Source organism: Pseudomonas sp. RA_15y_Pfl2_54, assembly GCF_963971015.1.
Taxonomy (GTDB): Bacteria; Pseudomonadota; Gammaproteobacteria; order Pseudomonadales; family Pseudomonadaceae; genus Aquipseudomonas; species Aquipseudomonas baetica_A.
Genome location: NZ_CAXAPN010000066.1, coordinates 1 through 9,639 on the forward strand (window position 1 = coordinate 1; position 9,639 = coordinate 9,639).

Consider the following 9,639-nt stretch of genomic DNA (forward strand, 5'->3'; position numbering starts at 1 on the left):
TCTACTTGGTCGACAACTGACAATTTAAAAGTCAGCGTGTAATCGCGCTGACTACGTTTTGCGCCCGTATCCATTGCCCCCTCCTGATAAGAAGCCAGAAGGTGTAAACCTTATTCAGGACGAGACACGCCATAAGGAAAAGCCCCGAAATTTCGGGGCTTTTTCTCATCTGCACATCAGTCGTTAGGCAGCGGCATCTCGTCGTCATCAGGAATCCCGTCACCGGCACTCGGATCCCGCGCAGGCTGCGGCGTAAGTACATTGGGTCGCGCCAACGGGTCACGCAGCGGGCTCTCAGAATCCAGCACCGGGTCCACTTCCTGCTCAGGCGTGGTCGGCACACTGTCGGGCTTTTGGTCATCGAAGCTTGAATCGGTACTCATACGCACCTCGCATCAAGGTTTGAGATCGGCTAACGGATCGTAGGGCTTGGCCGGTTTGGTGTCGTCTTCGCCAGGCTTCACATCTTTGGGCGCCTTTGCAGGGCCAATGGGGTCGACTTGCGGATCTTCGAGATCCGGCGAGTCCGGATCGAACCCCAGATCGTTACCTGAAGAATGCTCAGAAGAATGCGGGCCTTTCGGGGATGGGGAATCTGTCATGTTGCCTCCTGATTCACCCGTAAAACCGGGCTATAACCGTAAGAGGCTGGCCGGGCGCAGTCGTGCCCGGCAGATGACGAACGGAACTCAGTGCGCCGCCAATGCCTTGCGCGCCTGCGCGGCTTCCGGCTCCTGACCGGCCTGTGACAACTCATCGGCGGCCTTGAGCCAGCGCTGACGATCCACCGCCACCGGAATCTGCGAAGGCTTTTGAATCAAGATGGCCCAGCCACCGGACTTTTCGAATGCCGATTCAAAAGCGCTGAAGCTCATGATTTCGCGACGGTTCATGCCCGCGCGCAGCAGCACTTTCTGTTTATTGCGGTCGTAGCCGGAAAGAATGGCATAGCGCGGTTGCGCCCAAAACGCTGAACCTTCGCTGAAGCGCACCATCACCGGATAGCCCGCAGCAACCTGCGTCAGCAGTGCTGGCAGATTGCGGTCCAGCGGATAGACGACCAAGCCATATTCCCGTGCAAGCTTCTGCATGTTCTGCTGCAATTTATCTTCGCCGCCCGGCAGGTGCAGCGGTTTTGCCAACAGACCCGGGGTGATCACGATGCCTTGCTGTGACAACAGGCTGGCCAACACTTGCGGCCCGGACTGATTGGCGTCGCCGCGATAGAACGTACCACTGAGCTCAACCCGTTCGGGCAGACGCTTCACCTCGGGTGCCACACTACCTGCGCACCCGGCCAGTACGGCTGCGCAACCAGCCACCAGCAGCGCCGCGCGAATTCGAGAAAATACCTGCACCATCATCACTCTCTGTTCAAGACGCCGGTCATCGTGTTCCGGCAGTGCCTGCGATCATAGGGCGGCACAAAGCTGCGGTATAGCCTTAAACCGCAGACTCAACGATTGCATAGAGCAAACTGATTGGTCGCCACCGACCTTTGGTCAATAGCTTGAAACACCCCATTGACTAGACTGTCACTGACATAGAGCGATTTGAGAGAAGCGTGTGCCCGAGCCAGGGCAAAGAGGAGGCACTCATGAGCCTGACCATGACTATCGTAATGTTGATTGCCGGCTGGCTGGCCGTTGCTACCGCCATGCTGTGGGGCGTGTTGCGTGTTTCCCGACGCCACCATCATCACCCCGCCCAACCCGCACCGATCGAGAAACCGGGCAAGCACCGCGCGCAACCTGCGACTGCACACTGACTGTCGGTAGAACTGCGAACAAAAAAAGCCGCCTGGACTCTGGGAGTTCAGACGGCTTTTTTACAACTTGACGATTACACCTGCTCAGCCAACTTCTTCTGCCGTGCTCGACGGGACATCATGTTCAGCACCTCAATCGCCGCCGAGAACGCCATGGCCGCATACACATAGCCTTTCGGTACGTGGGCGCCGAAGCCTTCGGCGATCAGCGTCATGCCGATCATGATCAGGAAGCCCAGGGCCAGCATCACCACCGTTGGGTTGTCGTTGATGAACCTGGCCAGCGGCTCAGCCGCAAACAGCATCACCAGCACCGAGACCACGACCGCGATGATCATGATTGGCAAGTGTTCGGTCATGCCGACCGCCGTAATGATGCTGTCGATCGAGAACACCATGTCGAGCATCAGGATCTGCCCGATTGCCGCTGCAAAGCCCAGGGTCACCGTCGAGGAGGCCGATTTCGGGTCTTCCGGCGCCGGATCCATGCTGTGGTGAATCTCGGTCGTAGCCTTCCAGACCAGGAACAGACCGCCGGCGATCAGGATCATGTCCTTCCAGGAGAACGCCTGGCCGAGGATTTCGATCACAGGTTCGGTCAACTGCACGATGAAGGCGATGGTGCTCAACAGCGCCAGGCGCAGAATCAACGCCATGCCGATGCCGATGCGGCGCGCCTTCTGGCGGTGCTGCTCGGGCAACTTGTTGGTCAGAATCGAGATAAAGATCAGGTTATCGATGCCGAGCACGATCTCCATGACCACCAGTGTGGCCAAAGCAACCCAGGCAGCGGGGCTGGCGGCGAGTTCCAACAGATATTCCATGGGTCAGTCCTGACTCGTTGTAAGACGGTTTAGATAGTCTTTGAGGAAGATTCAGATGTTTGCGTATCTTTTTCCGGTGCTTCTTTTTTCTCGATCAACCCGCCCGTGGCTTCGCTGAGCGCTTGCTCGGCGGCTTTGTGGGTATCGTCGATCGCCTGCTTGGCGCTTTCGGCGGCTTTACCCATTAACTGTTGGGCGCTTTTCTCGGCCTGATCGCAACCAGCCAGCACCAGTAAAGACGTAAACATCAGCACAGGAAATGCGTATTTCATGAGGTTTCCTCCCAATCAACAGACAGGGCCACACACCGGCCCTCAATGGCTGGGCATTCTAGGGAGGGAGACACTTCAGGAAAATTCGTATTTTTAGCGGCTATACTTCGATTTTCACGAACTGTAGACCCTCATGCTCAACTATCGACAACTGCATTACTTCTGGGTCGTGGCCAAGACCGGCAGCATTGTGCGTGCCTGCGAGCAACTGAACCTGACCCCACAGACCATCAGCGGGCAGATCTCCCTGCTCGAACACACCTACGGCGTCGATTTGTTCAAGCGGGTGGGGCGGCAACTTGAACTCACCGAAGCCGGTCGCCAAGCCCTGCCCTACGCCGAGCAGATGTTTCAGCTCGGCGGGGAACTGGAGTTGATGCTGCGCGCGCAACCCAACGAGCAGCAGATTCTGTTCCGCGTCGGCGTGGCCGACGTGGTGCCCAAATCCATCGTCTATCGTCTGATCGCGCCAACCATGGAGTTGAGCGAGCCGCTACGCATCACCTGTCGCGAGGACAAACTCGAACGCCTGCTGGCAGATCTGGCCATCCAGCGTCTGGATCTGGTGATATCCGACAGCCCGATGCCACCACACCTCGATATCAAGGGCTACAGCCAGAAACTCGGCGAATGCGGGATCAGTTTCTTCGCCACCGCCGAACTGGTGGCACGCTATGGGCAGGATTTCCCGCGCAGCCTGCATGGCGCACCGCTGCTGATTCCCGGCGCAGAAACCGTGGTGCGCAGCCGTTTGCAGCGCTGGTTTGCCGAGCAGCAGATCCAGCCGAAAATCGTCGGCGAGTTCGATGACAGTGCCTTGATGCAGGCATTCGGCCAATCCGGCAGCGGGATTTTTATCGGCCCGAGCGTGATTGCCGAAGAAGTGAAGCGCCAGTATGGCGTTGAGTTGATCGGCCAAACCGACGCGGTGACCGAGTCGTTCTATGCCATATCAGTGGAGCGCAAGGTCAAGCACCCCGGCATCGTTGCGATTGCCGAAGGTGCCCGACGCGAGTTGTTTACCGCGTTATGAGAGTTCAGCGCAGACTTCGCGCGGCTTGAGCGTCATCAATACCATGGCGAGCAATACCGACAGCAGAATGAACCCGGCAGCGGCGAAGCCAAGGAAGCCCAGCCCCGCGCTGTCGATCACCCGTCCACCGATCATGGCGCCAAGGCCGATGCCAAGGTTAGCCCCGGCAATATTCAGCGAAGCGGCAAAGGCCGGTGCTTGTGGTGCGGCTTTCATCAGGCGCACATGGCTGACCAGGAACAACGCCGCTTGGGTCACGCCCCAAATCCCCATCGCCACTGCCAACCCCAGCGGCGAATGAATGTTTGGCACCAGCGACACCATGCCGGCAATCATGAACGCACAGAACAACACCGACGCCCCCAGCGGATGCCGATCCACCGCACGTCCGCCCAGCGAGTTGCCGATCAGACCGACCGCGCCGAAGCCCATCAGGCACCAGCCGACCACCGTGCCGTTGAAACCGGCCAGGCGCTCAAGGATGTCTGCCAGATAGGTGTAAGCGGTAAACATGCCGCTAAACACCAGAATCGACAGCACAATGTGGCCGATCATCAAAGGGCTGCGCAGGATTTTGAACTGCGAGCGGAAGCTGACCTGATGCTGGTGCAGACTGGTTTTCGGCAGATATACAAACAGCAGCAACGCCTTGGCAAACGCGATCACCGCGAGAATACCGAAGGCACTGCGCCAGCCGAAAGCATCGGAAATCAATGTGCCGACAGGAATGCCAAACACCGTGGCGCAGACGATGCCGAAGCCGATCTTGGCGATGGCGCGGCCGGCGTAGTCCGGACCGACGATGTCCACTGCGGTTTCACTGGCCAACGCCCAGAACACTGGCAAACCCAGCGCCGGGATCAGCCGCGCAACCGCCATCACCCAGATATTCGGCGCCAATGCAGCAACGGTATTGGCCAGGCCAAACATGATCAGGATGGTGATGAACAGCTTGCGTCGCTCGAAGCGGGCGAAATACGCGGTCAAGAATGGGCCGAACATTGCCACGGTAAAAGCGAATAGCGTCACCAGCAGACCGGCCTGCGGGATGGTGACCGCAAGGTCTCGGGCAATCGCCGGCAACAGGCCAACGATGACGAACTCTGTGGTCAGCACCGTGAAGCCAGCGGCGGACAACAGAAGGATGGGCAACAGCATGGGAAACTCCAACGAAACGACGACACCAGCGATGACCAAAAGGCCCGCTGGCAGAACTTGAAAAAGAGGAAGGAGAATCTTAACAGAGTGTTTCCAGACTGACTTGCACAAACCTGTCGATCTTGCCGGCGAATCGGGTGGCAGATCGTCACATGCCTGAAGGATAAGGCCTACGCTGTGGTAAAGTCCGCGCCCTGCAAAACGTACACCCTGTTCAGCGAACAGTTTAATGGCGTTGAAATCGCGTCAACACTTTCGGTTCGTGACGCTGGCCTGCCCTGTTTCGCCAGCGCATTCACGCAACCCTGCACCCTATAAAAAATCAGAGATGCCGCTATGAATGCTTCATCCCCTTCTTTCTTGCAACGCTTAAGCAAACTGAGCCTGGTCACACAAATTGTCATCGGCCTGATCGCAGGTATCGCCTTGGCGCTGGTCGCGCCCGAAGCCGCGAAATCCACGGCCTTCATCGGCAAGGTCTTTGTTTCGGCGCTGAAGGCCGTGGCACCGATTCTGGTGTTCGTGCTGGTAATGGCCTCGATTGCCAACCACAAGCACGGTCAGGAAACCCACATCCGTCCGATACTGTTCATGTACCTGCTGGGTACGTTCAGTGCGGCAGCGGTCGCCGTGGTTGCCAGCATGATGTTCCCATCGAACCTGGTGCTGTCCACGGACAACGTCGCAGTGACCGCACCGGGCGGCATCACCGAAGTGTTGCAAAGTCTGTTGCTGAGCGCGGTCGACAACCCGATTCATGCACTGATGAACGCTAACTTCATCGGCATTCTGGCCTGGGCCATCGGTATGGGCGTTGCCATTCGCCATGCCGGCGAGACCACCCGCCAAGTGTTGGGCGATCTGTCCAACGGTGTGACCGTGATCGTGCGCGTGGTGATTCGCTTCGCCCCGCTGGGCATTTTTGGCCTGGTCGCGTCGACACTCGCCACGTCGGGTTTTGATGCACTGGTCGGTTATGCGCACCTGCTGGCGGTATTGCTCGGCTGCATGCTGTTCGTGGCGCTGGTGATGAACCCGCTGATCGTGTTCTGGAAGTTGCGCCGCAACCCTTATCCGTTGACCCTCAAGTGCCTGCGCGAAAGCGGTATCACGGCGTTCTTCACCCGCAGCTCGGCGGCGAACATTCCGGTCAACCTGGAATTGAGCAAGCGTCTGGGTCTGCATGAAGACACTTACTCGGTGTCGATCCCGCTGGGGGCCACCATCAACATGGCGGGGGCGGCGACCACTATTACCGTGCTGGCGCTTGCTGCCGTGCACACGCTGGGTATCGCGGTGGACATTCCAACCGCCATCCTGCTCAGTTTGGTCGCGGCGGTCTGCGCGTGCGGCGCGTCGGGCGTTGCCGGTGGCTCGCTGCTGCTGATTCCGCTGGCGTGCAGCCTGTTCGGCATCCCGAGCGAGATCGCCATGCAAGTGGTTGCGGTCGGTTTCATCATTGGTGTGTTGCAGGATTCGGCCGAGACCGCGCTGAACTCCTCCACCGATGTGCTGTTTACCGCAGCGGCCTGCTTGGGCGAAGAAGAGAGAGCCCAACGCACCGCATAACCGCTCCCATAAGAGAAATGAAAAGCCCGCCAAGGCGTAAACCTTGGCGGGCTTTTTGTTGCCGGGTGGTTTAGAACGCGCCCATGTAATCGCGTTTACCCACTTCAACACCGTTGTGACGCAGCAGGGCGTAGGTGGTGGTGACATGGAAGAAGAACTGCGGCAGACCGTAGGTCAGCAGATAAGCCTGGCCGCTGAAGCGCTTCTCTTTCGGTGTGCCCGGACGGGTGACGATTTCAATGCCTTCCTGGCCATTGATCTGCTCAGGCTTGATCTCGCCGATAAAGGCCAGAACCTTGGCGATCAAGGCTTGCAGCTCAGCGAAGGTGGTTTCGCTGTCGTCGTATTTCGGAATCTCGACTTCGGCCAGACGCGACGAAACGCCTTTGGCGAAATCAACCGCGATCTGCACCTGACGCACCAGCGGGAACATGTCCGGGTACAGACGAGCCTGCAGAAAGGCGTTCGGGTCGATGTTTTTCTCGGTGGCGTGGGCTTCAGCCTTTTTCAGGACATCGCTCAGGGCGTTGAGCATTTGTTGAAAAACCGGGACGGATGCGGCGTACAGGGAAATGGTCATGGCAATCTCATGTGGTGGCTGGGTGGAACGTGGAGGCGATTATAGCCATGCTTGATGATCACACGGCTTGCCTTTTGTTTGGCAAGGATTAGGCTAGGCGCCTTCGACTGCAGAGGGAACGCGCGATGTCCACAGAACCAGAATCCAGCTTCGACGAACCACGGCTCACTGCCACGGAAATCCGCATCCTGGGATCATTGATCGAAAAACAGGCCACCAGTCCGGAAACCTATCCGCTGACCCTCAATGCGCTGGTGACCGCGTGTAATCAGAAAACCAGTCGCGAACCGGTGATGAACCTGACTCAGGGCCAGGTGGGCCAGAGCCTGCGTGCACTGGAAGGTCGCGGCTTCGCCAAACTGGTCATGGGTAGCCGCGCCGACCGCTGGGAGCACAAGGTCGACAAAGCGCTGGAGTTGGTGCCGGCGCAGGTGGCGCTGACCGGGCTGATGTTTCTGCGCGGCCCGCAGACCGTTAACGAACTGCTGACACGCAGTGGGCGCATGCATGATTTCGAAGATGCCGAGCAAGTGGTGCATCAGCTTGAGCGCTTGATCGCTCGCGGGCTGGCGGTGTTGATTGCGCGCCAGGCTGGGCAGCGCGAAGACCGCTATAGCCATGCGCTGGGCGATCCGGCGGATATCGAGGCGATTCTGGCGGCGCGGCAAAATCCCGGGGAGCGCGCCAGCGGCGGGGTTTCGATCGAACGGATCGAAGAGCTTGAGGCGCGGATTGCGGCACTGGAAGAGCGCCTGGCCCGCCTCGAATAAACACCATCCCCCTGTGGGAGCGGGCTTGCTCGTGAAGAAGCCCGCTGAACCAACACAGACTTCAGGATCAGCTACGGGCGAATGCCACCGCCGCCTGAAACTGCTCTTCGGTCGGCCGCACCCCGGTGTACAACACAAACTGCTCCAGCGCCTGGATCGCTATCACTTCCAGCCCGGTAATGACCCGCTTCCCTTGCGCGCGGCCGCGCATGATCAGCGGCGTTTGCGAAGGAATGGCCACCACATCAAACACCGTGTCGGCCGCCTTGATCACCTCAGGCTCAAACGCCAGTTGCCCCGCCTCAGGGCCGCCGTCCATGCCGACCGGCGTCACGTTGATCAGCATCTGCGCACGCTCATCCCCCAGTTCAGCCTGCCAGCGATAACCCAGCGAGTCTGCCAGCGCACGTCCGGCACGCTCATTGCGCGCCACGATCAAGCCGTTTTTATAACCACCGTCGCGCAAGGCACTGGCCACTGCCTTGGCCATACCGCCGCTGCCGCGCAGGGCGAAAGTCGAATCCTTGGGCACCGCGTGGGTTTCCAGCAACTGCGCGATGGCGATGTAATCGGTGTTGTAGGCCTTGAGATGGCCATTAGTGTTGACGACAGTATTGATCGACTGAATCGCTTGCGCCGAGGCATCCAGCTCATCGACCAACTCGATGCAGGCTTCCTTGAACGGCATCGATACGCCACAGCCACGAATGCCCAAGGCGCGAATCCCGCCGACAGCGCCGGCCAGGTCCTGGCTGCTGAACGCCTTGTAGTAGAAGTTCAGGCCCAGTTGCTCATACAAATGATTATGAAACCGCAGACCGAAATTGCCTGGGCGTCCGGACAGGGACATGCACAGCTGGGTGTCTTTGTTCGGGTTCATCTGCATGAAACTTCTCCTTCAAACGCACTTTCGGATGGACGGGATTAGCCATTCCATCGGGTTCTGAATGATCATATCGCTTGCCTGCACCGGGCCTGGATGAGCCGGTAAAGAAATCGGTACAGACCTTACACAAAATTTACCCAACGGCTGTGCTGATTTTAAAAATTTCGCTGTCTTAGATGTATCCCCGCGACATCCATGGACCTATTGCAGGCCAGGGAGCCGGGTTGAAGAACCGAGGAATTATCATGATTCGTAAACTCTCCATTGTGGCCTTACTGATCGGTGCACTCGCTGTAACAGGCCAGGCAGAAGCCGGTCATGGCCATGGCTGGCAAGGCCCGGCGGTGTTTGGCGCGATCGTCGGCTCGGCCATCATCGGTTCGGCGCTGATCAACCAGGACCGGCCGGTGTACGTGCAGCAACAGCCGGTTTACGTTCAACCCCAACCGGTCTATGTGCAACAGCCGCCTCCACCGGTCTACTACCAACCAGCGCCGGTTTATGTGCAGCAACCGGTTTACGTCCAGCCGGCCCCCGTTTATTACGGCCCGCCACGCGGCTACTACGGTCGGCCCCATGGCTACTACGGCGGCCCACGCTGGTAATCGATACACAGAGCCCTGCTTTTATAGCGGGGCTTTTTTATGACCGTTGTCTCGTCCTGAATAAGGTTTACACCTTCTGGCTTCTTATCAGGAGGGGGCAATGGATACGGGCGCAAAACGTAGTCAACGCGATTACACGCTGACTTTTAAATTGTCAGTTGTCGACCAAGTAGA

Annotated in this window: 13 protein-coding genes; 5 read left to right on the forward strand and 8 right to left on the reverse strand. The window is 58.5% G+C overall.

Translation table 11 applies throughout. The features are described 5' to 3' along the window. Nucleotides 1–176: 176 nt before the first annotated feature. From AACY50_RS28190 to AACY50_RS28200, 3 genes are all read right to left on the reverse strand, one after another. A complete protein-coding gene (locus AACY50_RS28190; protein WP_339431961.1) occupies nucleotides 177–383 on the reverse strand; it encodes a hypothetical protein in 207 nt (68 codons plus the stop codon). A 12-nt stretch (nucleotides 384–395) separates the two neighbouring features. Then, on the reverse strand, nucleotides 396–602 hold the full coding sequence (locus AACY50_RS28195) for a DUF6021 family protein (protein ID WP_339431960.1): 207 nt from the start codon (nucleotides 600–602) through the stop codon (nucleotides 396–398). A gap of 87 nt (nucleotides 603–689) precedes the next feature. After that, entirely contained in the window at nucleotides 690–1,361 is a 672-nt protein-coding gene (locus AACY50_RS28200) for a peptidase C39 family protein (RefSeq protein ID WP_339466795.1), read from the reverse strand. Nucleotides 1,362–1,609: 248 nt separating this feature from the next. Between AACY50_RS28200 and AACY50_RS28205 the strand changes: the two genes are divergently transcribed. Continuing rightward, entirely contained in the window at nucleotides 1,610–1,768 is a 159-nt protein-coding gene (locus AACY50_RS28205; RefSeq protein WP_339493833.1) for a hypothetical protein, read from the forward strand. 74 nt (nucleotides 1,769–1,842) lie between these two features. Here the strand turns inward: AACY50_RS28205 and AACY50_RS28210 are convergent, their stop codons facing one another. After that, nucleotides 1,843–2,592: a TerC family protein gene (locus AACY50_RS28210; RefSeq protein WP_339431959.1), complete on the reverse strand. Its 750-nt coding sequence runs from the start codon at nucleotides 2,590–2,592 to the stop codon at nucleotides 1,843–1,845. A 29-nt stretch (nucleotides 2,593–2,621) separates the two neighbouring features. Continuing rightward, on the reverse strand, nucleotides 2,622–2,864 hold the full coding sequence (locus AACY50_RS28215; RefSeq protein WP_221730458.1) for a hypothetical protein: 243 nt from the start codon (nucleotides 2,862–2,864) through the stop codon (nucleotides 2,622–2,624). A gap of 133 nt (nucleotides 2,865–2,997) precedes the next feature. Here AACY50_RS28215 and nhaR point away from each other — a divergent pair, with 133 nt between their 5' ends. After that, nucleotides 2,998–3,897: a transcriptional activator NhaR gene (gene nhaR, locus AACY50_RS28220; RefSeq protein WP_339431958.1), complete on the forward strand. Its 900-nt coding sequence runs from the start codon at nucleotides 2,998–3,000 to the stop codon at nucleotides 3,895–3,897. On the opposite strand, the gene AACY50_RS28225 is transcribed toward nhaR, so the two are convergent. Continuing rightward, nucleotides 3,892–5,055 (reverse strand): MFS transporter, encoded by a 1,164-nt coding sequence (locus AACY50_RS28225; RefSeq protein ID WP_339431957.1) that lies wholly within the window; start codon nucleotides 5,053–5,055, stop codon nucleotides 3,892–3,894. The two genes, nhaR and AACY50_RS28225, sit on opposite strands and share 6 nt — an antisense overlap. Nucleotides 5,056–5,391: 336 nt before the next feature. On the opposite strand from AACY50_RS28225, the gene sstT reads away from it, so the two are divergent. Then, nucleotides 5,392–6,624, forward strand: coding sequence for a serine/threonine transporter SstT (gene sstT, locus AACY50_RS28230; protein WP_339431956.1), 1,233 nt, complete (start codon nucleotides 5,392–5,394; stop codon nucleotides 6,622–6,624). Nucleotides 6,625–6,694: 70 nt separating this feature from the next. Here the strand turns inward: sstT and AACY50_RS28235 are convergent, their stop codons facing one another. Continuing rightward, a complete protein-coding gene (locus AACY50_RS28235; protein WP_221730462.1) occupies nucleotides 6,695–7,204 on the reverse strand; it encodes a DUF1993 domain-containing protein in 510 nt (169 codons plus the stop codon). Nucleotides 7,205–7,329: 125 nt separating this feature from the next. Here AACY50_RS28235 and AACY50_RS28240 point away from each other — a divergent pair, with 125 nt between their 5' ends. Beyond that, nucleotides 7,330–7,974 carry a YceH family protein gene (locus AACY50_RS28240; RefSeq protein WP_339539860.1) on the forward strand — a complete coding sequence of 215 codons (645 nt, stop codon included), beginning with the start codon at nucleotides 7,330–7,332 and terminating at the stop codon, nucleotides 7,972–7,974. Nucleotides 7,975–8,041: 67 nt separating this feature from the next. Here AACY50_RS28240 and AACY50_RS28245 read toward each other — a convergent pair whose 3' ends face one another. Then, nucleotides 8,042–8,860, reverse strand: coding sequence for a shikimate 5-dehydrogenase (locus tag AACY50_RS28245; RefSeq protein ID WP_339464916.1), 819 nt, complete (start codon nucleotides 8,858–8,860; stop codon nucleotides 8,042–8,044). A 245-nt stretch (nucleotides 8,861–9,105) separates the two neighbouring features. Here AACY50_RS28245 and AACY50_RS28250 point away from each other — a divergent pair, with 245 nt between their 5' ends. Next, nucleotides 9,106–9,465, forward strand: coding sequence for a hypothetical protein (locus AACY50_RS28250; protein ID WP_339431953.1), 360 nt, complete (start codon nucleotides 9,106–9,108; stop codon nucleotides 9,463–9,465). Nucleotides 9,466–9,639: the final 174 nt, after the last annotated feature.

What these genes read in the sequence shown, in the direction of transcription:
- AACY50_RS28190 (WP_339431961.1), bottom strand. Translation starts at nt 383, where the DNA reads ATGAGTACCGATTCAAGCTTCGATGACCAAAAGCCCGACAGTGTGCCG.
- AACY50_RS28195 (WP_339431960.1), bottom strand. Translation starts at nt 602, where the DNA reads ATGACAGATTCCCCATCCCCGAAAGGCCCGCATTCTTCTGAGCATTCT.
- AACY50_RS28200 (WP_339466795.1), bottom strand. Translation starts at nt 1,361, where the DNA reads ATGGTGCAGGTATTTTCTCGAATTCGCGCGGCGCTGCTGGTGGCTGGT.
- AACY50_RS28205 (WP_339493833.1), top strand. Translation starts at nt 1,610, where the DNA reads ATGACTATCGTAATGTTGATTGCCGGCTGGCTGGCCGTTGCTACCGCC.
- AACY50_RS28210 (WP_339431959.1), bottom strand. Translation starts at nt 2,592, where the DNA reads ATGGAATATCTGTTGGAACTCGCCGCCAGCCCCGCTGCCTGGGTTGCT.
- AACY50_RS28215 (WP_221730458.1), bottom strand. Translation starts at nt 2,864, where the DNA reads ATGAAATACGCATTTCCTGTGCTGATGTTTACGTCTTTACTGGTGCTG.
- nhaR (WP_339431958.1), top strand. Translation starts at nt 2,998, where the DNA reads ATGCTCAACTATCGACAACTGCATTACTTCTGGGTCGTGGCCAAGACC.
- AACY50_RS28225 (WP_339431957.1), bottom strand. Translation starts at nt 5,055, where the DNA reads ATGCTGTTGCCCATCCTTCTGTTGTCCGCCGCTGGCTTCACGGTGCTG.
- sstT (WP_339431956.1), top strand. Translation starts at nt 5,392, where the DNA reads ATGAATGCTTCATCCCCTTCTTTCTTGCAACGCTTAAGCAAACTGAGC.
- AACY50_RS28235 (WP_221730462.1), bottom strand. Translation starts at nt 7,204, where the DNA reads ATGACCATTTCCCTGTACGCCGCATCCGTCCCGGTTTTTCAACAAATG.
- AACY50_RS28240 (WP_339539860.1), top strand. Translation starts at nt 7,330, where the DNA reads ATGTCCACAGAACCAGAATCCAGCTTCGACGAACCACGGCTCACTGCC.
- AACY50_RS28245 (WP_339464916.1), bottom strand. Translation starts at nt 8,860, where the DNA reads ATGCAGATGAACCCGAACAAAGACACCCAGCTGTGCATGTCCCTGTCC.
- AACY50_RS28250 (WP_339431953.1), top strand. Translation starts at nt 9,106, where the DNA reads ATGATTCGTAAACTCTCCATTGTGGCCTTACTGATCGGTGCACTCGCT.